This window comes from Flavobacterium cheonanense (assembly GCF_039539185.1).
Taxonomy (GTDB): Bacteria; Bacteroidota; Bacteroidia; order Flavobacteriales; family Flavobacteriaceae; genus Flavobacterium; species Flavobacterium cheonanense.
This window is the reverse complement of sequence record NZ_BAABCT010000001.1, coordinates 588,541-613,250: the sequence shown is the minus strand read 5'-3', so window position 1 is coordinate 613,250 and position 24,710 is coordinate 588,541. Positions and strand designations below refer to the sequence as shown.

Below are 24,710 nucleotides of genomic sequence, written 5' to 3'. Positions count from 1 at the left end.
TTTACCAATCACCACTTGCGCCTCCACCGCCAAAACCGCCTCCGCCGCCAAAACCGCCGAAACCGCCTCCGCCAGACGAGCCGCCAAATCCACCACCAAATCCACCACCTGAGCTTCGTCCCATATTACTCAATATGATAATATCAAGTAAACTAGGTCCTCCAGATGAATTTCCAGAGTTTCCGCCGCCTTTATTTTTTGATGCTAAAATCATGATAACAACGAAAATTACTATGAACAAAAGAATAGGAGCAAAGCCATCATTTGATGATTTTTTGTCATTTTTATACTCGCCTTTCATAACTTTGAAAATAGCATTTATGCCATTGTCAATGCCTTCGTAATATCGACTTTCTTTAAAGAATGGTTTTACATCTTGTTCAATAATTCTCCTTGAAAGTGCGTCAGTAAGCAAATGTTCGGTTCCATATCCTGTTTGAATGGTCATCTTTCTATCGTCTTTAGCGATTAGAAAAACGATTCCGTTATCTTTTCCTTTCTGACCAATTTTCCATTTATCAGCAATGTCAAAACCATATTTAGAAACATCTTGTCCTTGGGTTGTAGAAACAATCATAACAAAAATTTCTGTAGATGTACTATCTGAATAAATTCTTAATTTTTCGTACAGATTTTTTATTTCAGAATCAGATAATGTTTTCGTACTATCGATTATTGGAGGAATAAACGAAGGTTTTTTTGGAATTTCATACTGAGAAAATCCAAGTTGATGTAGCAACAATAATGATACAATCAAGAGAAATTTCACGATTCTAAAAACTAGTTGTATCATCCTTTTGATATTTCGTTAGAAAGTTCGTCTGTATCATTATCCACAAATGGAAAATGTTTTTTAAGTTGTTCGCCTGCATTGTTAATTCCGTCAACCAATGCTTGTTTGTTGTTGCCGTTTTTAAAATGGTTTAGCATGATGTCTTTAGTACAATTCCAAAAATCATCAGCAACTTTCTCATTAATACCTTTGTCACCATAAATTGCAAATTGTTTGCTTTTTAAAGCCACATAAATAATGACGCCATTGCGGTCTTTAGTATTGTCCATTTTTAGTAGATTAAAAACCTCCACAGCTCTGTCAATAGGAGCCATGGATGTTTCTTTTTCTATGTGCACACGAAGTTCACCTGAAGTATTTTTTTCAGCCAAACGAATAGCTTCAACTACTTCTTCCTCTTCAGCTTTAGTTAAAAAGTCTTCTACTTTTGACATATCATTTTTTATCTTATTTTTTACGGAAGCTTTCTCCTACATTCGGTTTTTTTTCAGCTCCTGAGTCAGCTTTGAATCTTGCAATTTCATTAAAACCAAAAAGTTTAGCAAAAATAACACTTGGAAAACTTCTTATTTTCTTGTCATAAAGATTTGCAGCATCGTTAAAACGATCTCTTTCAACGTTAATTCTATTTTCAGTTCCTTCAATTTGTGATTGTAATTCTTTAAAAGCGTCAGTAGTTTTTAATTCAGGGTATTTTTCGAATGAAACGAGTAGTCTAGATAATGAACTCATTTCTGAGCTTTTGGCTTGTTGAAATTGTGCTAATTGTTCAGGAGTAACGTTTGTAGGGTCAATTGAAATTGATGTTGCTTTAGCACGAGCATTAATTACTGCTTCTAACGTAGATTTTTCAAAATTAGCAGATTCTTTAACTGTGCTTACTAAATTATCAATCAAATCATTTCTTCTTTGATAAGCACTTTCAACTTTTGACCAAGCTGTTTTTGTATCGGCTTCAACGTTTACTAAACCATTATACGATGATACTGCCAAAAGTAGTAAAACTACAATTATACCAACAGGTATTAACCATTTTCTCATAATTTCTAATTGTTTTTTAATCTGAATTTATTTCAGATTCTGTTAATAATTAATTTGTTATTGATTTATAAATTATTCTTAATGTTTGTTAACTCCGCTTTGATTCCTTCAAGCTTTGAAATGATATCAAATTTGTCTAAGGTTTTTTTCTGACCTTCTTTCAAATGCGTTTTTGCTCCTTCCAAGGTAAATCCGCGTTCTTTAACTAAATGATAAATCAGTTGTAAATTCTTCACATCTTCTTGTGTGAACATTCTATTTCCTTTGGCATTTTTCTTTGGTTTAAGAATGTCAAATTCTTTATCCCAAAACCTTATAAGTGATGCGTTTACATCAAAAGCTTCGGCAATTTCACCAATACTAAAATATAATTTGTCTTTTGATAATTCTATGTGCATTTTTTTCTATTTATTTAATTTTGAACACTGAACACTGAACACTGAACACTGAACACTGAACACTGAACACTAGTCTAAAGACTGATTCTCTTGATTAGCAATTTTTGAAATCGCTACGTATTCTGCTGCCGAAATATTTCCGTAATAAAAATTAATCGGATTAACTACTTTTCCGTCTTTGTGAACTTCATAATGTAAATGTGGCGCCTGACTTCTTCCTGTGCTTCCTACATATCCGATTATGTCACCGCGTTTTACTCGTTGTCCTGGCCTTACTTTGTACTTGCTTAAATGGGCATACAATGTTAAATAGCCAAAACCATGATTAATCTCAATATGATTTCCATAACCTGAAAGTGAATTATCAGCACTTTTCACAATTCCATCGCCAGTAGCATAAATTGGAGTTCCAGTTTTAGCTGTAAAATCCATTCCTTCGTGCATTTTTCTTGCTTTTGTAAACGGATCAGTTCTGTATCCAAATCCAGATGCCATATGCTTCAAATCCTCATTTTTTACTGGTTGAATTGCAGGAACGGCACTCAATAATTTGTCTTTTGCTTTAGCCAATTTCAAAATTTCGTCCAATGATTTTGATTGTACTGCCAATGCTTTTGAAATAGCATCCACTTTTTCCGATGTATTTATGACTAATTCAGAATTATTAAATCCCTCTAATTCTTTATATCTTTTTCTGTCGATAATTCCTCTTCGTTTTTCGTTTGAAATGGGCGAGGAGTTAAAATAAACGCGATATAAGTTATTATCTCGTTCTTCTAAATCTGAAGCTACTTGATCGATATCTTCAATTTTCTTATTTAAAAGAGCATAACTCAACTTCAAATTTTCAATTTCTCTGGCTTGAATCTTGTCTTTTGGTGTTTCAAAATAGGGTGTATTCATTAAAATTACAAAGCAAAGAAATCCAAATAAAGCCGATGCAACCAAGAATAACAAGGCATAACCAAATTTTTTCCTTTTCTGAGGATTAATTTTTCGGTAAGCTAAACTTTCTGGATCGTAATAATACTTAACTTTCTTCGACATTTCTTAAATTATACTATTTTTGTAAACGTTTTAAGAACAACAATGGTTATACGAACAAATTTAATAAATGTTTCAAACTTTCCTATTTTTATGAGCGAAACTTTAAGCATTTTTGTTATTCTTGTTCCTGCTTTTCGCAGTATCTCTTCGAGGATACTTGCTTCAATCAGGGCTAAAGAGCCGTCCATTTTTGTAAAATAAAAGTTTCAAAACAATATTAATATTAATTTCGAAAATGAAATCACAAGACATTCGTAAAGCATACCTCAATTTCTTTGAATCAAAAGGACATTTAATTGTTCCATCGGCACCAATTGTGCTTAAAGACGATCCAACCTTGATGTTTAATAACTCAGGAATGGCGCAATTCAAAGAATACTTTTTAGGAAACGGAACTCCAAAAAGTCCAAGAATAGCCGATACGCAAAAATGTCTTCGTGTTTCAGGAAAGCACAATGATCTTGAAGATGTAGGTTTTGACACTTATCATCACACTATGTTCGAAATGCTAGGAAACTGGTCTTTTGGTGATTATTTTAAGAAAGAAGCATTGGATTGGGCTTGGGAATTTCTTACAGAAGTTTTAAAATTAGATAAAGACCGTTTGTACGTTTCTGTTTTTGAAGGAAATCCTACAGAAAATGTTGCCTTCGATCAGGAAGCTTGGGATATTTGGAGACAATATGTTACAGAAGATCGAATTATTCTTGGAAATAAAAAAGACAACTTTTGGGAAATGGGTGATCAAGGTCCGTGTGGTCCGTGTTCAGAAATTCATATCGATTTAAGAACCGATGCTGAAAGAGCTGCAGTTTCTGGAAGAAGTTTAGTAAATGCCGATCATCCGCAAGTGGTTGAAATTTGGAACAACGTTTTCATGGAATTCAACAGAAAAGCTGATGGTTCGTTAGAAAAACTACCAGCACAACATGTTGATACCGGCATGGGATTTGAGCGTTTATGTATGGCAATGCAAAATGTGACTTCCAATTACGACACGGATGTTTTCACTCCGCTAATCGAAAAAGTAGAACAAATTACAGGATTTAAATACACTTCAAACGAAGTTAAAAACGTTTCAGAAGAACAAAATAAAACCAACATTGCTATTCGTGTAATTGTCGATCACGTTCGTGCGGTTGCCTTTGCAATTGCTGACGGACAATTACCTTCCAACACTGGTGCAGGTTATGTAATTCGTAGAATTTTGCGTCGTGCGATTCGTTACGGATTTACATTTTTGAATACTAAAGAACCTTTTATCAATAAATTAGTTGAAGTTTTAGCTAATCAAATGGGCGAATTTTTCCCAGAAATCAAATCGCAACAGCAATTGGTTACTAATGTAATCCGTGAAGAAGAAGCTTCGTTTTTAAGAACTTTAGACCAAGGTTTACAATTGTTAGATAAAGTTGTTGCTGAAACATCTGGAAAAGAAGTTTCAGGAGCAAAAGTTTTTGAATTGTACGATACTTTCGGATTTCCAAAGGATTTGACTGCGTTAATTTTAAAAGAAAAAGGATTTTCATACAACGAATCAGATTTCGAATCGGAATTACAAAAACAAAAAGCGCGTTCTCGTGCAGCTTCAGAGGTTTCTACAGAAGATTGGTCAGTTTTAATTCCAGGAAACGTAGAAACTTTCGTAGGTTATGACCAAACCGAAAACGAAGTAAAAATCACTAGAATTCGTAAAGTAGATTCAAAAAAAGATGGAATTTTATATCAAATTGTTTTAGACAACACAACATTTTATCCTGAAGGTGGAGGACAAGTGGGAGATAAAGGAACCTTAGTTTCTGCTAACGAAACCATTGATATTATTGATACTAAGAAAGAAAATAATTTAATATTACATTTTGCAAAACAACTTCCAGAAAATATTGAAGCAGGATTTGTAGCAAAAGTAAACACCGATTTAAGAACGTCAACTTCTAAAAATCACTCGGCTACGCATTTGATGCATTTAGCATTGAGAAACATTTTAGGAACACATGTGGAACAAAAAGGTTCGTTAGTAAATCCAAATTACTTGCGTTTTGACTTTTCGCATTTTTCTAAAGTTTCTGATGACGAATTACGTCAAGTTGAGGCAAGTGTAAATGAGCAAATCGAAGCACAATTGCAATTGGTAGAGCACAGAAATATTCCAATTAAAGAAGCTTTGGAGAAAGGCGCAATGGCTTTATTTGGAGAAAAATATGGTGATTCAGTAAGAATGATTGAATTTGGCGAAAGCAAAGAGCTTTGTGGTGGAATTCACGTAAAAAATACTGCAGATATTTGGCAGTTCAAAATCATTTCAGAAGGTGCAGTTGCCGCAGGAATTCGTCGTATTGAAGCAATCACTGGAGATGCTGTGAAAGATTTCTACAAAAATCAAGAAACAACTTTGGCAGAAATTAAGGAAACTTTGAAAAATCCACAAGATATTTTAAAATCGGTTGCTTCATTGCAAGACGATAATGCAAAGTTGAAAAAACAAATTGAGCAATTATTAAAAGAAAAAATAGACGGATTAAAAAACACGTTAGTTTCAGATTTTCAAGAAATAAACGGAATTAACTTTTTAGCTAAACAAGTTGATTTGTCAATGAGTTCCACTAAAGATTTAGCTCAAGCTATTGGAACATCTAAACCAAATTCATTCGTGTTTTTAGCTTCGGTTGAAGATGACGCTCCTAATATTCACTGTTACATTTCAAAAGAATTGGTTGCAGAAAAATCATTAAATGCAGGAAATGTAATCAGAGAATTAGGAAAATACATAGATGGAAATGGTGGCGGACAACCGTTTTTCGCATCTGGAAAAGGAAAAAATGTTTTAGGAATTAAGGAAGCTTTGGAGAAAGCGGTTGATTTTTTAATCTAAAAAACTAACAAAATAAAAATCACTTATAATTAAATAAAAATGAAAAATATACTAAGAATAGCATTGTTTTTTTTATTTGTAAATGCTGCTTTTTCACAAGGCAACAACAATTTTCATATGCAGAATAACATGCGTAATATGCAACAAAATCAGCAAATTATGAGGCAGCAAGATCAAATGAGAATGCAGCAACAAAATCAAATGAGAATGCAACAACGACAAATGCAAATGCAGCAACAACAAATGAGAATGATGATGCAAATGCAAAGAAATCAGATATCAGCAGAGGATTTATTAAAAAAAGAAATTCTAAAAAAAGATAAAAAAGTAGCCAAAAATGCCGAAATGGCTCAAGAGGTTGCGCAGTTAAAAAATGATTTAAGTCAAAGCCAAGATAAAGAGGCATCTGAAAAAATTGAAAAAAAGATTGAAAAATTAAATTCTAAGATTGCTAAGAACAATAAAAAAATTGAATCATCTTCTCAAACTATTACTGGTTTAAATGTTTCAATTCAAAAAAGAAATGCAGAAATAGAAAAAAAGAAATTGGAAATTGCCGCTAAGAAAGAAGAAAAAAAATTAGAAAAAGAAAGCAAAAAGAAAAGCAAAAAAGAAAAAAAAGCGACTAATTAATTTTTTTTTCACACGTAAATGAATTTCACTACCAAAGTTCCAATTGCAAAATATCAAAATCCTATAGATTATAATTCTAAAATTATTTCTATTGGTTCGTGTTTTGCTGAGAATATGGGAGAAAAATTCGAGTATTTTAAGTTTCAGAATTCTGTAAATCCTTTCGGAATTATTTTCAATCCAATATCTATTGAAAATCTTATAAACAGAGCTGTAAATAAAATTGAGTTTACAGAAAATGACATTTTTTTTCATAACGATTTATGGCATTGTTATGAAGTTCATTCCCTTTTAAGTGATACTTCTTCAGAATTAATAGTACAAAATTTGAATAGAGTACTACATCTTTTTAGAACTCAAATTATAGAAGCATCTCATTTTATTATTACTTACGGAACGTCTTGGGTTTATAGACATAAAGCGTCAAATAAAATTGTAGCAAACTGCCATAAAGTACCACAAAATCAATTTGACAAAGAAATTTTATCTGTAGAAATTATTGAAAAATCAATTGAGAATTCAATCAATTTAATTCAATCAATCAATCCAAATTGTAATTTTATTTTTACGATTTCGCCTGTGCGACATATCAAAGATGGATTTGTTGAAAACCAAAGAAGCAAAGCGCATTTGATTACCGCTTTACAATCTGCAATCTGCAATCTGCAATCTACAATCTATTTTCCTTCCTACGAAATTATGATGGACGAACTTCGTGATTATCGATTTTATGCCGATGATATGTTGCATCCAAGTCAGTCAGCTATCGATTATATTTGGATAAAATTCTTTGAAAACTACGTTTCTGAAAGTGAATTCGGATTGATGAATCAGGTTTGTGAAATTCAAAGAGCTTTAAAACACAGACCATTCAATCCAAATTCTGAAAGTCATCAAAAATTTTTAGCCAACCTTGAAGCTAAAATTGAACAACTTCAACAAAAATTACCATTCATACATTTTAGTTAAAATACGTATTTTTTCGTATTTCCCTCGATTTGTTTAAGTTATAAGTTTGCCTTGTAACATTAAACAAATTAGTCATGCGTATAATCAGACTTGTTTTCGGATTAACATTCTTACTATTAATTTCTCCTGCAATCAATGCTCAAAAACCAGTTTTAACTGATGAAGAAGTTGTTGCAGAAACAGTAACAAAAGAGATTGATGAAGTATTTCAATCACAAGAATTTACAAAAAAGAAAAATAAAAAATTTGCCGACGTAAAAGGAACTATGGTAATTGATATTAGTGTAGTTCAAAATGGTAAAGTTGCTACTTTCTTCAAAGTTGATAGCGATATAAAGAATATTGACTTTATCAATTTTATGTCATCTTACATTTTAGATCACAAATTTCAATTCAAACTTCAAAAACAACAACGATATAAAATTCGTTACACAGTAACCTTTTAAAAACAACCTCTAAACATTATTTAACAATGAAAAAATTATCAATTTTAATGCTTTCCATTTGTATGATGGGAACATTGCAATCCAATGCACAATTCGGAAAATTATTAGGCAAAGTAACTGGCGGTGGAAAATCGGCTGGTAAAAAATCAGGAAATTTCTCTACAGTTTGGGAATCAGAATTTGATAACAAAGCTAGTAGATTGGCAGTAAATGATGGTGATGGTTCTTATATTCTTGGTACAGATGACAATTCTGCAACGGTATTAGATGCCAACGGAAAAATGTTATGGAGTGGTGATTATAAAAAACTTACCACAAATAAAACTAACAAAAGTGAATACCAATATGTTATTTGGAAACAGAAAGGCGGTTACTTATTCTTATTTGACGAAAGAAAAATGGGAACCGATAGAGTAGCTGTTTTAGATATTGCAACTGGAAAAGAGTTATGGAATTCTGAAGAATATCAAAACTTGATGCCTAAAGGAACAAAATCAGAAGATGGAGCAGATCAAGGTGAGTTGGAGACTGTAAAATACATTTCAGAGCTGGACGCTTTTTTAATTTCTCAAAAGGCTTCAGTAATATTAGTAAAAGCCAATACTGGTGAAAAAGTTTGGGAAACTAATCGTTTTAAAGGTGGTGTTGGAAAATACATTTACGATGCTAAAAGAAACGAAATTATCATGGTGAACTTCAAACCAACAGCTTTAGGAGCTTTATTCGCGGGATTCAAAAATCAGTTAGTGAAAATTAATGCTGTAAATGGTGAAGTCCTTTGGGATGCAACTTTCTTGGGAACAGTTGAGAAAGAATTGGTTACAAGAAGAGCTATTCTAGATTTATGGATAAAAGGCGATAAAATTTATATGTATCTAAATGGTCTTCAGGTTTATAATATCAATAATGGTCAAAAACTTTGGGAAGCTATCTATGAAAACGATATGGATGGTGGAAAAGGTTTGTTCTCAAATTCAACAAACAAAAAATATTACAGAACTATTGCTGATCCAGTATTTGAAGAAAATGCAGTTTATTTAGTGATGTTAGGTACAAGAGATAGAACTAAATATGTTGAAAAACACGATTTAGAATCTGGTAAATTATTATGGGCATCAGAAAAAATTACAGGAGCTTTTAGTATGCCAAACTTATACAAAACAGGTGATAAAATCATGCTTCAAATTGGAGGTAAAGTTCAAGTTCAAGAATATAGAATGGAAACAAGATCATCTCCAATGGGTGGAACTTACAGAGAAAGCGTACCATACATTTACTGGGATTATAAAGCTCAAAAAAATGGAGTTTTGGCAATCGATGATAAAACAGGTTTAACATCATGGCGTTCCGAAAAATTCGATAAAAGAATTACAGATATCATAATTGATCAAGATAAAACAGCTTTTGTTGGTGATGGTGATGAGTTTTACGGATATGATATCGCTTCAGGAAAACAATTATTCGATGTAAAACACAATGATGCAGGAGTAGGAAAAGCATCTGATGTAATTGATTTTGGTGATAAAGTAGTTGTGCTTTCTGAAAAAGGATTAGCTTCTTACAACAAAAAAGATGGTTCAAGAGCTTATGCAACAGACAAAATTAGAGGTGTTGATTTCTTCTATGAAATTGAAGGTAATTATTATCTAAGAGATCAAAGAAATAGCAAAAACATTATTTACGGAATTGATATGACTAATGGAGAAACTAAAGGTTCTGTTCAATCTAAAGGTAAAGGAGGAAGCCCAAAATATGGTAGCGGAATCGATATTACTTCTGATGGTGAATTCATCTTCGCTTTCAAAGGTAAAAAAGTAGAAAAAATCAAAGTAAATAATTAGAGGTTATTACACTTTGTTGTTTGGGCTGTGACTTTGTTGCAGCCCATTTTTTAAATGAAATAATTATGAAATCGCCACTAACAAAAAGTTTGTTGCAAACAAACACCAATGATTAAATAGGCGATACCATATGTTACCTCTAAAAAAATAAAATTTAAACATATGAAAAAATATCTATATCTATCCGCTATTTTGTTTACTTTATTTTCTGTTAATGCTCAACAGGTTCAATGGGCATCTAAGTTGATAAAATTTTCTTCCGATTTAGGTGGAAAACAATTCGGAATCAAAAGGATTTTAGGAAAACCAGATGTATTTCCACAAGGAGGTTACAGCGGTAATGCATGGACACCCAAAAATGCTTTAGATGGAAGAGAAACAGTTATTGTTGGTTTTGAAAAAGCACAAACAGTAAAGCAAGTTGCTGTATTTGAAAATCTTAATGCAGGTTGTGTTGTTGCTATTGCGGTTTCTACAGATGGCGAAAAGTTTCAATACGTTTGGTCAAGAAAACCCAATTATAAAACACCATTATACAGAACTACTTTAAATACAGACAGAGCTTATTATTTTGGAAGAAAAAGAAGAAAAATTCAAGAAGTTCCCAACGTTTTTAATCCAGGAGTTGAATATGCTATATTAGATAATTCGGTTTCGGGAGTAATTGCTGTTAAAGTAGAATTTAATTTTGCTCTATTGCCTGGTCAAAAACAAATTGATGCCATAGGAATTTCAGATTCTGAAACTCCAATTGAAGTTAATATAAATTCAAAACCCGATTTTGAAAATTTATCTAATGTTCAGAAAGTTGATTTAGCAGAGGTTATTCCTTCAACGGTTTGTATTTCTGAAGACGGAAATAAATTGTATACATCAATAAATATTTCAGATAAAGAAGAAATTATTTCTTATTCAAAAAAAGGAGATTCGTGGACGAATAAACAAGTTGAATCCCAATTAAATTCTGGCGATTATTATAATTTTGTTGATGTTGTTAATTCAAGTTTTGTTTTAAAAGGCGGTTCAACTTATACTCCAGGTTCAAATAATACTGGATTTGAAATTTTTAATTTGGTAGATGGGAAACCTCAATCTCAAGGACAAATAAAAGTAGCTGCTTACAACAGTTATGGAGATTTTGCAGATGCAACTATGACTAATGATAGTAAAACATTGATAATAGCTGTTGAAACCGATTTTACTCAAGGCGGTGTCGATCTTTATTTTGCCTATAAAAAAGAAGACGGAACTTATGGAATGTTGCAAAATATGGGTAAAATCATAAATAGTGCAAACGATGATTTTACACCTCAATTATTATCTGATGGAAAAACATTATTATTTGCTTCCAATGGATTTAGCACGCTAGGGAATCACGATATTTTTGTATCGTATAGACAAGATGATACTTGGAAAAACTGGAGTGAACCTATAAATTTAGGAAGCAAAATCAACTCAGCCGAATTTGATGGACAACCTTTTTATGATGAAAAAAATGAAATATTATATTACATATCAGCAGTAGAAGGCAAAAACCAAATCAATCAAGTTAAAATTTCTAATGATGTTCTATTAAAGAAGAATTGATTTTATATCTTCGTTGTCAAATATATAATTCATGGCACGACAAACATCTACCGAGACCGATATTAAAAATGTAATGACTCCTTTGATTCAAGCATTAATTCGCTCTGGAAAGATTATTTACCTAATTCTCTTTGCAATTATTGGTTTTTTAATCTACCAATTGGTTACTGTAAAAAAAGATTCATCTTCAGTAGAATACGATACCAATCTCATTCAAGAGCAAATTAAAAACGTAGGTAAATTAGTAGTTACCGAAGGACATTTCTCTCAAGTGATGACCTATAAAGATCAAAATAAGTACCTTGGAGATTTAATTTCATTTGACAAAAAAGCACTTGTAGTTATCAATGCAGATGTAACAGTAAGTTTTGATTTAAGTAAAGTACAATATGACATCGATGCTCCAAACAAAACATTGACTATTACAAGTATTCCAAAAGAGGAAATAAAAATCAGTCCAGATATTAAATATTACAATGTAGATCAAAGTACATTTAACGAATTTACCGGAGACGATTACAATAAGATTAATAAAATCGCCAAAGAAAATTTAGCAAAAAAAATAGAAAAATCTTCTTTAAAATCGAATGCAAAAAACCGTTTGATAAGCGAATTGTCAAAAATATTAGTTGTAACTAATTCAATGGGTTGGAAATTGCAATATAACGGAGAAGTAGTTAATTCTGATAAAGAATTTACTCAAAAAATAAAAGGATAAATACGCATTTATACGTATTGTTTTTTTAAAGCCATTAGGTCAAATTTGTATTGATTTAATGGCTTTTTTTATGATTTATATTCTCACTTTCTTTATACTTGTTTTGATGGTAGTACTCGTGTTTTTGATTTTTCAAAATTCAAAAATTGAGCAAAATCACCTATCTAATATCCGAAAATTAGAAGAAATAATATCTTCTCTACATAAAAAGCAACTTTACCTGAATGAAAAAGTAGCTATCTCTTCTGATTATGATTTGAATTACAAAAATAAATTGAAGAACCTTTCAGAGGAAATCGTCGAGTTACAAAATGTGTTTATTAGCATTATTAATAAAAAAAATTAATAGTAATATTGATATGGTTATCATATATGTTAATTTTTTTGTTAATTTTAATCAATGCAAAATAAAATTTATGAATAAAATAAGCTTTGTAATTCTTCTTCTAATAACTTCAACTTGTTTTGCCCAAAACAAAAATGAAAAAGATAGTTTGTTGATTCTTGCCAGAAATTCAAAATATGACACAGTAAAAGTAGATTGCTATAATAAACTTTTTTTTGGCGAAGTATTCTCTGATGTAAAAACGTCCAAAAAATATTTTGAAGCTATGTTTTTGATTGCAAAGCAGAAAAAATTAAACTATGCTTATGCAAAAGCATTCAATGCTAAAGGTGTTTATTTTGACATTTTAGGAAAACTGGATAGTGCCTACATTAGTTATAACACAGCAATTCATTATTCTAAAAAAGCCAAACTACTTTCCACTGAAGGTTCTGCATATAATAACTTAGGATTGTTAGATTGGAATAAAGGAGATTTCTACAAAGCACTTAAAAATTACAACAAATCATTAGAGTTATTTGAAAAAATAGAAAACATAAATTATCAAGGAAATACATTAAGTAATATCGGTTTGATTTATGATGAAATAGATGAACCTAAAAAAGCCGAATTCTATTTAAAGAAAGCTTTAAATATCAGAAAAAAAGCCAATGATGATTATGGTCTTTCTGTTTCTTACGTCAATCTTGGAAAACTTTATGAAAAGCAAGGTAAATATCATATTGCAATTCAGAATTATGAAAAAGCGATTGTAATTAAGAAAAAAATTAATGATGACTTAGGAATCGCTATCGCAAAATATAACATGTCAACTTCTTTAATGAAGTTGAATAAATTAGATGAAGCACTTGCTGTATTGAATGATGCTGAGAAAATTTGCAAAGAAAATGAAGCAGAATCTAATATAGTTGAAAATGTTTATTCAGGATTAAGTCAAGTTTATCTAGGTAAAAATGATTTGAAGAAAGCTAAAGAATATAGTAGCAAATTGTATGTTATAACTCAAAAGAATAAAGATTTAGAACGCATGTCTGTTTATTATGAAATGGAATCTAAGATAGCATTAAGAGAAAAGAATTATGAAAAAGCATACACAACATCTAAAATAAAAGATTCATTAAATAAAATTACAAGTGGATTAGAAATAAAAAAGGCAATAAATCTTTATGAAGCTAAATACCAATCTGAAAAGAAAGAAAAGCAATTATTATTGGCCAAAAATGAGTTGATAGAAAAAGAGCTTTTAATAAAAAAGAAGAATACTCAATTTCAAATATTGATGTTAATTTCTTTGGCTCTAATAACAATTGGTTATTTAATTTACCGCCAACAGAAACTTAAAAATAAACAACAAGAACAAGAATTTCAACTTAAATCGGCAATTAAAGAAATTGAAACCCAAAATCAATTGCAAGAACAACGACTTTCCATCTCAAGAGATTTACACGATAATATTGGAGCACAATTGACTTTTGTCATTTCGTCTGTAGATAATTTAAAATTCGGTAATCAAATAAATGATAATAAAGTTCTAAATCAATTAACTAAGATTAGTGATTTTACAAAAGCTACAATAATTGAACTTCGAGATACCATTTGGGCAATGAACAAGGATGAATTTTCTTTTGAAGATTTGCGTTCACGAATTTTTAATTTCATAGAAAAAGCAAAAATTGCAAAAGAAGACATTGGTTTTGAATTTAAAATTGATGAGAAACTTGCCGAAATAAAACTATCATCAATTGTTGGAATTAATATTTATAGAACCATTCAAGAAGCAATTAACAATGCAATTAAATATTCTAAAGGTGATAAAATCATAGTTGATGTAAAAAGTTTTCATGATAAAATTCAAATTGAAATTAAAGATAATGGAAAAGGTTTCGAAATAGAAAATATCGATTTTGGAAATGGTTTAAATAATATGAAAAAACGAATAGAAGAAATTGATGGAACATTCGAAATCAATACCTTAGTCAATAAAGGAACAATAATCTCAATATTGATATGAAAGGACTCAAAAAGATTTTAACATTAGTATTTTTTATAGTATCAATTATTGGTTATTCACAAAATACTCAAGAAATAATATATGATTTAAAAAAGGATTTACAATCAAATCCTGACGAGAAAAAACGTGCAATCATTTATTCTGATTTAACTTGGTATTACTCGAATATATCAATAGATTCTGCACTAGTTTATGGACAAAAAGCTATTAATCAATCTTTAAAACTTGGTGATTCAACAATTATTGCGCAAGCATATGGAGATGTAAGTACCGTTTACTTAAAAAAAGGTGATTACAATCAATCATTAAAATATTTGAAAAATGTATTGGCTATAAGGAAAGCAAAAAATGATGTTTTAGGATTAGCAAAAGTTTACTCAGGAATAGGACTTTTATACTACAATCAAAATGAATCTGATTTATCAATGAAAAATTATTTGATTGGTCTTGAGTATGCAAATAGAGCAAATGATGAAAAAGTTATACACAATATCAAAAATGCAATGTCTGGATTACTAGTTGATTTAAAAGACTATAAAAAAGCATTAGTATATAGCCAAAGTGCCATTAATTATTATGAAAAAATTAATGCAACTGCTACACTCTGTCCAATGTATATAAACAAAGGGAATATTTACTTAGGATTGAAAGATACATTAAACGCCTTAAAAATGTTTGAAAAGGGAAAACAAATTTGCAATGAAACAGGCAATAAGTTATTTCTTGCAAAAGCATTAAATAATATTGGTGTAATTCGAGTAGCTCAGAAAAAATTTGAAGAATCAAAAAAAGTATTTGATGAGTCCAAGAAAAGTACTGAAAATTTGAATTCTGATTTTATGGATTTTAAAATGAAACTCAATGATGTTGAAGTTTTAAATAGAGCTGAAAAATTCAAAGAATCTAAAGTTTTGTTGTTACAATTAAAAAAATATTTTGAAAAACAAAATGGCTTAGATAATCTTCTTCTAACCTATCAATATTTTATTCCTGTTTGCTCTTATCTGTCTGAAAAAGATAGTGTTGCTTTTTATCAAGAAAAATATTTGAAATTAAATCAAAAAATAAATGACTCAGAAGTACTAAAAAAAACAATTGAACTCGAAACCAAATATCAAACTGCAAAAAAAGAAAAACAATTACTTGAAAAAGATATTCAGGTAAAAAATAAAAATAATTTAATATTCTCATTAGTAGGTATTTCAATTTTTTTATTCCTTTTAGGGTTATTGATTTATAGACAACAAAAACTTAAAAACAAGCAACAAGAACAAGAATTTCAATTGAAATCTGCAATTGCTCAAATTGAAACTCAAAATCAATTACAAGAACAACGACTTTCAATATCAAGAGATTTACACGATAATATTGGAGCACAATTAACTTTTGTTATTTCATCGGTAGATAATTTAAAACATGGAAATCAAATTACAGACAACAAAATCGTAAATCAACTTACAAAGATTAGCGATTTTACCAAGTCCACAATTATTGATCTTAGAGATACAATATGGGCAATGAACAGCAACGAATTTTCATTTGAAGATTTGCGCTCTAGAATATTTAATTTCATAGAAAAAGCAAAATCTGCTAAGGAAGATGTTGATTTCAAATTCAACGTTGATGAATCTTTGCAAGATTTAAAATTTTCTTCATTAATTGGAATCAATTTATACAGAACCATTCAAGAAGCAATAAATAATGCTGTAAAGTATTCCGATGCAAATGAAATAATCGTTGATGTTAAAAATGGTTCCAATAAAATTCAAATCGAAATTCAAGACAATGGAAAAGGATTTGACATTGAAAATACCGAATTCGGAAACGGACTTTACAATATGAAAAAACGAGTAGAAGAGATTGATGGAACTTTTGAAATCAATTCTTTAATCGATAGAGGAACAAAAATAAGATTTGACATTCCTAAAATTTAAAATTATGATAAAAATAGCTATAGTTGATGATAATACCTTTCTTCAAAAAGCAATTCAAGATAAACTTGCTTTTTTTGATGATATTGATATAAAATTTAAAGCTAATCACGGTCAAGATTTACTAGAAAAATTAGAAAAAAACCACAACATAGATTTAATTCTAATGGATATTGAAATGCCTAAAATGAACGGCATCGAAGCTACAGAAGCAGTAAAAAATAAGTATCCGCAAATCAAAATCATAATGCTTACCGTTTTTGATAATGATGAAAATATTTTCAAATCAATAAAAGCTGGTGCAGACGGCTATTTTCTTAAAGAAGTAAATCCACAAGATTTATACAATGCAATTATTGAAACTCTAAATGGTGGAGCAGCAATGACGCCATCAATTGCACTAAAAACTTTGAAATTATTAAGAGAACCAATGGTTTTTGATAATTGTGAACCTTGTGAAGAAATCAATCTAACCAATAGAGAAGTTGAGGTTTTAGAACAATTAAGCAAAGGATTAAAATATAATGCAATTGCTGATAATTTATTCCTATCTGTTGGAACTATTCGCAAACATGTGGAGAATATATATACCAAACTTCAGGTTCATAATAAATTAGAAGCTATTCAAAAAGCAAAAACCAATAAACTGATATAAAATTATTGATAATCATTTTTCTAAATTTATAAAAAAATACGTATTAATACGTATTTTTTGATTTTAATTATAAATCTAATTTTGAAATATTAAATTTATAAAAAATGAAAAAATTCTACTCTTTATTTTTATTATTATCAGGACTAATAATATTTGCACAAAATCCTCTTGTGGTAAAAGATGTTACATCTTCATTAAAGCCAACTGGTAATTCAGATAAAGCCGATTTGAATTATGCCAAATGGAATGGTAAAATATTTTACGCTGGTACAGGAAGCAACATGCTTTGCGTAACCGATGGAACAACGGCAGGGACAATAGGTATTTCTAATTTAGGAGGAACAACTAATATATCAGCGATAATACCAGCACAAGATTTTGTTTATATTATTACTAGTGACGTAACATTTACACCAACAATTGGATCTACTGATAAAATATGGAAATCCAATGGAACTATTTCAGGGACTTCATTAGTTTACACTTTTGAAACAGCCTCAGGTTTTTCAAATGTTGGTGTATATTATAGTGTTTCTGCACACAATAAAAATTATTCGGTTGATGGAAACACACTTTACTTTTCAGCTTATGATAGTATTAATGGGAAAGAGCTATGGAAAACAGATGGTACTACAGCAGGAACTATAATGCTAAAAGATATTAAAGTAGGAACTGGGAGCAGCCAATCATCTGGGTTCTGTAAAATACCAAGCACTACATTGTTTATTGCACAAAGCGTTGGTCTTGAAAGTAAATTGTGGAAAACAAATGGTACTACAGCCGGTACAGAACAAATTCCGGTAGCAGAACCTTTCTATATTGTAAATCAAGATATGGCAAAGTTGGGCGATAAAGTGATTTTCTTTGCTCATAATACCGTTGATGGTTACGAACCATATGTTAGTGATGGAACAGCAGTGGGTACTTTTATGTTGAAAAATATAAATCTATCTGGGAATTCATTGACTACTCAAGCAATGGGATTACATTTAAAAATAGCGGGTCAATATTGCTATTTCATTGCGAATAACGGAACAACTAATGGGCTGTGGAGAACAGATGGAACAATTGCTGGAACAATAGAAGTTATTCCAAATGTTACTAACGGAATTAGCGATACGGGTTACTCAACAACAGATGCAGAAAATATATGGTTTGTAAATTTTACAGGTAGTAATGCAAATCAACAATTGTATAAATCTAATGGAACTGTTGAAGGAAGTTCTCAAGTTTTTTCTAATCTGAGTTATGCACAAAATTTAACTACCTATAAAGGAGCTTTATGGTTTAGATCGGCAAATATTGGAACGCCTGCAAATGCCGAAGTTTGGAGAAGTGATGGATTAACAGTAAATACAGAATTAGCATTGGATTTAGAACCAGCAGTTATATCTGGAACGCCTTTTAGTAGTAATCCAAATGCTTTCTTTGAGTTAAATGATAAATTATATTTTTTTGGAAAAGGAAACAATAATAATTCACACTATTTATACCAATATACAGGAGATTTTACTTTTAATGGAAGTGTTAGTAACGATTGGAATAACAAAAACAATTGGAATAGCATGTTGAAGCCAGGAATAACAGATGAAGTAACAATTCCAGTAGGTCAAAATGTAAATGTGAGTTCTAATGCCTATGCTAAAAATGCAATGATAAATGGAAATGTGAATTTAATAACAGGAAATTTAGATTTGTATGGCTATGCATTAATAAACAACAATGCTAAAATAACTCTGAATACAAATAATTTGAATTTAAAAGGAGCTAATTCATCTTTAGTGGGTTCAATCACAAGTCATGTTGTTACTAATGGAACTGGTAAAGTTACTATTGAAAAAATGAATGCTTCCAGAGGAACTGTTTTGTTACCAATTGGAACAGGAACTTCATTTCATGAAACAGGAATTTTAAATAATGGCACTTCAGATACGTTTAGTGTACGTGTAGAAAATGGAGTTGCCTCAAATTACACTGGCGAAACGCAAGGAACAGCAATAACTGAAAAAGCGGTAAATACTACTTGGCATATTAGTGAAACAACACCAGGAGGAAGTAATGTGGCTTTAACTTTTAGATGGAATGCATCTCAAGAATTACCAAATTTTAATAGAAATACTGCAAAAATTGGTCACTACAATGGTTCTGGTTGGGACATGCTAACAAGCACTTTTTCAGGTAGTGGGCCCTATACATTGCAAACTTACAATGTTTCAAGTTTTTCACCTTTCATTGTAGTAAATGAAGAATTATTATCGAGCAAGCAATTTGAAAATGCGAATGATTTTATAGTTTATCCAAATCCATCAAATGGTAATTTCATCATTCAAGTTCCAGATAGTTTTATTGGAAGTAAAGCCATAATCTATAATTTGTTAGGTCAGGCTATCAAAGAGTTTTCTATTGATGAGGTAAATCAAAATGCTAATCTTGATAAAGGGGTTTATCTACTTCAAATTCAAAAAGTGAATGAAGTTAGTACGAAAAAAATCATAATTCAATAAGAATAAGAACAGCGTTTTATTTGATAATGATTAAAATATAATGCAATTGTAGATAATTTATTTCTGTCTGTTGGAACCATTCGCAAGCATGTGGAGAATATATATACCAAACTTAAGGTTCATAATAAATTAGAAGCTATTCAAAAAGCAAAAACTAATAAAATAATATAGATTTCTGATATTCAGAATATTGAATTCATAAAAATACGCATTTTAGCGTATTTTTTTATGTTTTGTTGTTAGGTAAGTTTGTCCTATAACTTTTAACAATCAATACGATGAAATCAAAAAATTATTTTTCAAAAATTGCTTCGGCACTATTTTTATTATTTGCAATTAATACAAATGCAAATAATGTAGAAATTACAGGAACATCTGTTTCTGGAAACGATATTACTTTCAATATTTCTTGGGAAAACAGTTGGAATGCCAATGTAGCTCCTGCTAATTGGGATGCCGTTTGGGTATTTGTAAAGTATCAAGATTGTAACACACGTTTATGGGCACATACTAGTCTAAGTACAGTAGCCGGAGATCATTCTGCTGCTTCTCCATTACAAGTAGACCCAGTTGCAGATGGTAGAGGTGTTTTTATCAGAAGAAGTGCTCTTGGTGGCGGAAATATTTCGGCAACATCAATTACATTGAGAATGACAGGTTTGGGTGCTGGACCATATAATTTCAAAGTTTTCGGAATTGAAATGGTAAATGTTCCTCAAGGAAATTTTGAAATTGGTGATGCTACAAGTGCTTCAACTTTCAATAGCATAAATGTAACAGCAACGTCTCAATCAGGTGGAATAACATCAGCTGCAATTGGCGGTGGTGGACCAACAGTTCCAGCAACTTTTCCAATGGGATACAATTCATTTTACTGTATGAAATACGAAATTTCTCAATTACAATATGTTGAATTTTTAAACTCATTAACTTTTGCACAGCAACAAACAAGAATAACTACTGATCCAACATCTGCTTCAGGAACTTATGTGACTTTTGGGGCAAATTATTATAGAAATGGTATTGTTATTGAAACACCTGGAAATAATGCGGCTATACCTGCTGTTTTTGGCTGCGATGCAACTAATGGAGTTTTCAACAATGTGAATGACGGACAAAGTGGGGCTATGAATAATTTATCGTGGGCAGATTTAGCAGCTTATTTAGATTGGGCAGCTTTAAGACCAATGACTGAATTAGAATTTGAAAAAGTATGTCGTGGAACAATGCCAAGAGTTGCAGGAGAATATCCTTGGGGTGATACTACAATTAATGCATTTTATAGTACTACAGTTGTAAATCCATTACAGCCAACTGAAGCAGCGAACGCTGTTGTTAATGGTAGATGTGCAGTAGCTTTAGGAAGTGCAAATCCAGGTTATGGTCCATTAAAAGTAGGTGTTTTCGCAACATCAACTTCAGGTAGATCATCAGCAGGAGCTTCTTATTATGGAGCTATGGAAATGGGTGGAAATGTTGTTGAAAGAACAATTACTGTAGCAAATGCATCAGGAGTTGCCTTTAATGGAACTTTAGGTGACGGAACTTTAACAGCAATAGGAAATGCAAACCAAGCTACTTGGCCATCAATTTCAACTGCAACAGGAGTTGGTCAAAGAGGTGGAGAATATGTAAGTCCTGCTTCTTATGCTAGAACATCAGATAGAACAGTTGCTGGTTCAACTGATGCAACAAGACAATACACTTATGGTGGAAGAGGTGTAAGATAGTAATCTAATTTGATGTATAGGTTAATAAGCCTATAACAAAAGAAGTATAATAATTTTAAAATCAAATTAGATGAAAACAACAAAAATATATTTAGTTGTTTGCTTAACATTTATTTTGACACAATTTAACGCTTTTGCTCAATACAATGGAGGAAACTCTCATGGTTCTACTGCAAATGAGTTAAGTAACACTAGTTGTTCTATTCCAGCGCATTTTTATGCTTATTTTGGAGGAAACAATGATGGTTCGAGTGTCGAAGAGTTAAGTACAACAACCTGTGGAACAGCACCGTTTCAGTTTGCCTATATGGGAGGAAATGCTGATGGTGCAGCTACAGAAGAGCTAAGTGCTACTGTCTGTGGTATTCCGCCTTCCTTCTTTGCATATATGGGAGGAAATAATGATGGTGCAGGAGTAGAAACTTTTGAGGCAAATGTTTGTGCATTTCCACCTCAGTTTTATGCTTACTTTGGTGGTGACGGAGATGGTTTTACATTAGATAAAACGGCTCCAATTTGCCCAACAGAACCACCAGTAGCAAGTTTTACAGCTTCAGTTACCCAAATTTGTGTAGGTCAAACAGTGACATTTACAGATACTTCAACCAATATTCCATCGGCTTGGACATGGACATTTGAAGGAGGAACTCCAGCTACGTCAACAGATCAAAACCCTGTAATTACTTATAATACGCCAGGTGTTTATGATGTAACTTTAATGGCAGCAAATTACAACGGAACAAATACTGTAGTTGCAACAGACCAAATAATAGTTTATGCTTATCCAGTTATTACTTCAACAACTCCAGCGAGTAGATGTGATTCAGGAACAGTTACTTTGCAAGCTTCAACAAATGTTGGGACTTTAAATTGGTACAATGCAGCAACTGGAGGAACTTTAGTTGGAACTGGAACAAGTTTTACAACTCCTAGTTTATCTTCAACTACAACTTATTATGTTGAATCATTAAATGGAGTTTGTTCTTCGTCAAGAAGCGCAGTTGTGGCAACAGTAAATACTACGCCAACAATAACATCAACAACACCGGCAACACGTTGTGGTTCAGGTTCTGTTACAATTTCTGCAACAGCAAGTGCAGGAACAATTTGGTGGTATGATGCTCCAACAGCAGGAACTTTACTTGCTTCAGGAACTAGTTTTTCTCCAAATGTGACTGTAACAACAACTTATTATGTTGAAACAACTTTAAATGGTTGTACTTCACCAAGAACAGCAGTAGTTGTAACGGTAAATACTACACCAACAATAACATCAACAACTCCAGCGAGTAGATGTGATGCTGGAACGGTAACATTACAAGCAACAGCTTCTAGTGGAACGTTAAATTGGTATGCAGCACCAACAGGTGGCACATCATTAGGAACAGGAACAAGTTATACAACGCCTAGTATATCATCAACTACAACTTATTATGTTGAAGCAGCTTTGGCAACTTGTACTACATCAAGAATACCAGTAACTGCAACAATTAACGTTACTCCGAGTATAACATCTACAACACCGGGAAGTAGATGCGATTCAGGTAGTGTTACACTTTTTGCATCCGCAAATGCTGGAACGTTAAATTGGTATGACTTACCAACAGGTGGAACACTTTTAGGAACAGGAACAAGTTTTGTAACTCCAAGTATTTCAACAACTACAATTTATTATGTAGAGGCAGTAAATGGTTCTTGTATATCTACAAGATCATCAGTTGTGGCAACAGTAAATGTTAGCCCAACTATTACTTCAACAACTCCAGCGAGCATTTGTAGTAACGATTCATTTACTATTTCTGCAACGGCTAGTTCAGGAACAATTAACTGGTATAATTTACCAACTGGTGGAATTTTGCTTGCAACAGGAAGTAATTATTCACTTTCAAGTTTGAGTGCAACAACAACTTTTTATGCTCAAGCAACTGATGGAAGTTGTTCATCAGTAAGAACTCCAGTTGAAGTTACAGTAACCAATAGACCAACAAATACATCAGCAATACCAGCTTCACGTTGCGGAAATGGTTCGGTTACTTTATCGGCAACTTTCTCATCTGGTACCGTAAATTGGTATGATGCTCCAGTTGGAGGAAATTTAGTTGCAACAGGAACAAGTTTTTCAACACCAAGTTTGTCTTCTACAACATCTTATTATGTTGAAGCAGCCAATGGGACTTGTATTTCAGCATCTAGAACTGCAATAACAGCAACGATAAATGAAATTCCAGTTATAACTTCAACAACTCCAGCTAGTAGATGTGGTGATGGAAGTGTAACATTACAAGCAACAGCAAGTATCGGAACTATTAATTGGTACAACGCTCCAACAGGTGGAACTTTAGTTGCCACAGGTGGAACTTTTACAACTCCTGTTTTAGGAACAACAACAATTTATTATGTTGAGGTGGTTAATGGAGGTTGTAATTCAGCTAGAACTGCTGTTAATGCAACTGTATTTGTAGTAGCAACAATCACTTCAACAACTCCAGCGAGTAGATGTGATGCAGGTAGTTTAACACTAAATGCAACTTCAAATATTGGAACTCTAAGCTGGTATGATGCACCATCTGGAGGAACTTTATTAGGTACTGGAACTAGTTTTACAACACCTAGTATTTCAGTTTCTACAACTTATTATGTTGAAGCAACAAACGGTTCTTGTACTTCTTCAAGAATTGCTGTTACTGCTTCAATAATTCCAACAGCTGCACCAACAGGATTTGCAAATCAAACGTTTTGCGCAGGAGAAACAGTTGGGTTAATATCTGTCACAGGTTCAAACATAATTTGGTATGATGCACCAACAGGCGGAAATGTAATTCCATCAGGAACTGCATTAGTATCAGGAACGACTTATTATGGTTCACAAACAGTTACAGGATGCGAAAGTCCAACAAGATTGGCAGTGACAATGACGTTAGGTGGATGTTTAGGAACTGAGGAATTTGTAGCAAATGTTATCAAATTGTATCCAAATCCAGTTGTTGATTTTGTAACTATTTCTTCAACAGAAATGATGACAAATTTAGAAGTTGTGAATATACTTGGTCAGATTGTCTTTTCAAAATCGGTAAACGATAATGAAACAACAATAGATATGTCAAGATATTCTTCGGGTTCTTATATTGTTAGAGTTTTAGTTGATGATAAGGTTAAAATCTTTAAAGTAATTAAAAAGTAGTAAGTAG

19 protein-coding genes are annotated in these 24,710 nt (G+C 31.6%); 14 read left to right on the top strand and 5 right to left on the bottom strand.

Annotation, left to right across the window (positions count from 1 at the left end; all coding sequences use genetic code 11):
• Position 1 precedes the first annotated feature (1 nt).
• The 5 genes from ABD766_RS02855 to ABD766_RS02835 form a co-directional block, all read right to left on the bottom strand.
• The gene (locus tag ABD766_RS02855) at positions 2 to 793 is read right to left on the bottom strand and encodes a TPM domain-containing protein (protein ID WP_344815277.1); all 792 of its coding nucleotides are present in this window, start codon (positions 791 to 793) and stop codon (positions 2 to 4) included.
• Positions 790 to 1,227, bottom strand: coding sequence for a TPM domain-containing protein (locus ABD766_RS02850; RefSeq protein ID WP_344815276.1), 438 nt, complete (start codon positions 1,225 to 1,227; stop codon positions 790 to 792). The genes ABD766_RS02855 and ABD766_RS02850 overlap by 4 nt, the downstream gene beginning before the upstream one ends.
• Before the next feature lie 13 nt (positions 1,228 to 1,240).
• Entirely contained in the window at positions 1,241 to 1,834 is a 594-nt protein-coding gene (locus ABD766_RS02845) for a LemA family protein (protein ID WP_344815275.1), read from the bottom strand.
• A 65-nt stretch (positions 1,835 to 1,899) separates the two neighbouring features.
• On the bottom strand, positions 1,900 to 2,232 hold the full coding sequence (locus ABD766_RS02840) for a MerR family transcriptional regulator (protein WP_298120414.1): 333 nt from the start codon (positions 2,230 to 2,232) through the stop codon (positions 1,900 to 1,902).
• A 69-nt stretch (positions 2,233 to 2,301) separates the two neighbouring features.
• Entirely contained in the window at positions 2,302 to 3,279 is a 978-nt protein-coding gene (locus ABD766_RS02835) for a M23 family metallopeptidase (protein WP_344815274.1), read from the bottom strand.
• Between the two features lie 235 nt (positions 3,280 to 3,514).
• Here ABD766_RS02835 and alaS point away from each other — a divergent pair, with 235 nt between their 5' ends.
• From alaS to ABD766_RS02765, 14 genes are all read left to right on the top strand, one after another.
• Entirely contained in the window at positions 3,515 to 6,151 is a 2,637-nt protein-coding gene (gene alaS, locus ABD766_RS02830; RefSeq protein WP_344815273.1) for an alanine--tRNA ligase, read from the top strand.
• A gap of 39 nt (positions 6,152 to 6,190) precedes the next feature.
• Entirely contained in the window at positions 6,191 to 6,784 is a 594-nt protein-coding gene (locus ABD766_RS02825; protein WP_344815272.1) for a hypothetical protein, read from the top strand.
• A gap of 18 nt (positions 6,785 to 6,802) precedes the next feature.
• On the top strand, positions 6,803 to 7,753 hold the full coding sequence (locus tag ABD766_RS02820; RefSeq protein ID WP_344815271.1) for a GSCFA domain-containing protein: 951 nt from the start codon (positions 6,803 to 6,805) through the stop codon (positions 7,751 to 7,753).
• A 74-nt stretch (positions 7,754 to 7,827) separates the two neighbouring features.
• Positions 7,828 to 8,199 carry a hypothetical protein gene (locus ABD766_RS02815; protein ID WP_344815270.1) on the top strand — a complete coding sequence of 124 codons (372 nt, stop codon included), beginning with the start codon at positions 7,828 to 7,830 and terminating at the stop codon, positions 8,197 to 8,199.
• Positions 8,200 to 8,225: 26 nt separating this feature from the next.
• Positions 8,226 to 10,040 carry an outer membrane protein assembly factor BamB family protein gene (locus ABD766_RS02810; RefSeq protein WP_344815269.1) on the top strand — a complete coding sequence of 605 codons (1,815 nt, stop codon included), beginning with the start codon at positions 8,226 to 8,228 and terminating at the stop codon, positions 10,038 to 10,040.
• Positions 10,041 to 10,202: 162 nt separating this feature from the next.
• Entirely contained in the window at positions 10,203 to 11,627 is a 1,425-nt protein-coding gene (locus tag ABD766_RS02805; protein WP_344815268.1) for a hypothetical protein, read from the top strand.
• A 73-nt stretch (positions 11,628 to 11,700) separates the two neighbouring features.
• A complete protein-coding gene (locus tag ABD766_RS02800) occupies positions 11,701 to 12,345 on the top strand; it encodes a DUF4230 domain-containing protein (protein WP_425556552.1) in 645 nt (214 codons plus the stop codon).
• 416 nt (positions 12,346 to 12,761) lie between these two features.
• A complete protein-coding gene (locus ABD766_RS02795; protein WP_344815266.1) occupies positions 12,762 to 14,702 on the top strand; it encodes a tetratricopeptide repeat-containing sensor histidine kinase in 1,941 nt (646 codons plus the stop codon).
• Positions 14,699 to 16,636 (top strand): tetratricopeptide repeat-containing sensor histidine kinase, encoded by a 1,938-nt coding sequence (locus tag ABD766_RS02790; RefSeq protein ID WP_344815265.1) that lies wholly within the window; start codon positions 14,699 to 14,701, stop codon positions 16,634 to 16,636. Before ABD766_RS02795 ends, ABD766_RS02790 begins: the two co-directional genes overlap by 4 nt.
• Before the next feature lies 1 nt (position 16,637).
• The gene (locus tag ABD766_RS02785) at positions 16,638 to 17,288 is read left to right on the top strand and encodes a response regulator transcription factor (RefSeq protein ID WP_344815395.1); all 651 of its coding nucleotides are present in this window, start codon (positions 16,638 to 16,640) and stop codon (positions 17,286 to 17,288) included.
• 104 nt (positions 17,289 to 17,392) lie between these two features.
• Complete coding sequence (locus ABD766_RS02780) at positions 17,393 to 19,792, top strand: ELWxxDGT repeat protein (protein ID WP_344815264.1); 2,400 nt, start codon at positions 17,393 to 17,395, stop codon at positions 19,790 to 19,792.
• A 45-nt stretch (positions 19,793 to 19,837) separates the two neighbouring features.
• Positions 19,838 to 19,963: a helix-turn-helix transcriptional regulator gene (locus tag ABD766_RS02775; RefSeq protein ID WP_344815394.1), complete on the top strand. Its 126-nt coding sequence runs from the start codon at positions 19,838 to 19,840 to the stop codon at positions 19,961 to 19,963.
• 107 nt (positions 19,964 to 20,070) lie between these two features.
• Positions 20,071 to 21,522, top strand: coding sequence for an SUMF1/EgtB/PvdO family nonheme iron enzyme (locus tag ABD766_RS02770; RefSeq protein WP_344815263.1), 1,452 nt, complete (start codon positions 20,071 to 20,073; stop codon positions 21,520 to 21,522).
• A gap of 70 nt (positions 21,523 to 21,592) precedes the next feature.
• The gene (locus tag ABD766_RS02765; RefSeq protein WP_344815262.1) at positions 21,593 to 24,703 is read left to right on the top strand and encodes an Ig-like domain-containing protein; all 3,111 of its coding nucleotides are present in this window, start codon (positions 21,593 to 21,595) and stop codon (positions 24,701 to 24,703) included.
• The last annotated feature ends 7 nt before the right edge of the window (positions 24,704 to 24,710 follow it).

Bases quoted from the DNA above. Each gene is read 5' to 3' on its own strand.
- ABD766_RS02845 (WP_344815275.1), bottom strand. From the start codon at position 1,834: ATGAGAAAATGGTTAATACCTGTTGGTATAATTGTAGTTTTACTACTT.
- alaS (WP_344815273.1), top strand. From the start codon at position 3,515: ATGAAATCACAAGACATTCGTAAAGCATACCTCAATTTCTTTGAATCA.
- ABD766_RS02805 (WP_344815268.1), top strand. From the start codon at position 10,203: ATGAAAAAATATCTATATCTATCCGCTATTTTGTTTACTTTATTTTCT.
- ABD766_RS02825 (WP_344815272.1), top strand. From the start codon at position 6,191: ATGAAAAATATACTAAGAATAGCATTGTTTTTTTTATTTGTAAATGCT.
- ABD766_RS02820 (WP_344815271.1), top strand. From the start codon at position 6,803: ATGAATTTCACTACCAAAGTTCCAATTGCAAAATATCAAAATCCTATA.
- ABD766_RS02815 (WP_344815270.1), top strand. From the start codon at position 7,828: ATGCGTATAATCAGACTTGTTTTCGGATTAACATTCTTACTATTAATT.
- ABD766_RS02780 (WP_344815264.1), top strand. From the start codon at position 17,393: ATGAAAAAATTCTACTCTTTATTTTTATTATTATCAGGACTAATAATA.
- ABD766_RS02855 (WP_344815277.1), bottom strand. From the start codon at position 793: ATGATACAACTAGTTTTTAGAATCGTGAAATTTCTCTTGATTGTATCA.
- ABD766_RS02840 (WP_298120414.1), bottom strand. From the start codon at position 2,232: ATGCACATAGAATTATCAAAAGACAAATTATATTTTAGTATTGGTGAA.
- ABD766_RS02770 (WP_344815263.1), top strand. From the start codon at position 20,071: ATGAAATCAAAAAATTATTTTTCAAAAATTGCTTCGGCACTATTTTTA.
- ABD766_RS02765 (WP_344815262.1), top strand. From the start codon at position 21,593: ATGAAAACAACAAAAATATATTTAGTTGTTTGCTTAACATTTATTTTG.
- ABD766_RS02850 (WP_344815276.1), bottom strand. From the start codon at position 1,227: ATGTCAAAAGTAGAAGACTTTTTAACTAAAGCTGAAGAGGAAGAAGTA.
- ABD766_RS02810 (WP_344815269.1), top strand. From the start codon at position 8,226: ATGAAAAAATTATCAATTTTAATGCTTTCCATTTGTATGATGGGAACA.
- ABD766_RS02800 (WP_425556552.1), top strand. From the start codon at position 11,701: ATGACTCCTTTGATTCAAGCATTAATTCGCTCTGGAAAGATTATTTAC.
- ABD766_RS02795 (WP_344815266.1), top strand. From the start codon at position 12,762: ATGAATAAAATAAGCTTTGTAATTCTTCTTCTAATAACTTCAACTTGT.
- ABD766_RS02790 (WP_344815265.1), top strand. From the start codon at position 14,699: ATGAAAGGACTCAAAAAGATTTTAACATTAGTATTTTTTATAGTATCA.
- ABD766_RS02835 (WP_344815274.1), bottom strand. From the start codon at position 3,279: ATGTCGAAGAAAGTTAAGTATTATTACGATCCAGAAAGTTTAGCTTAC.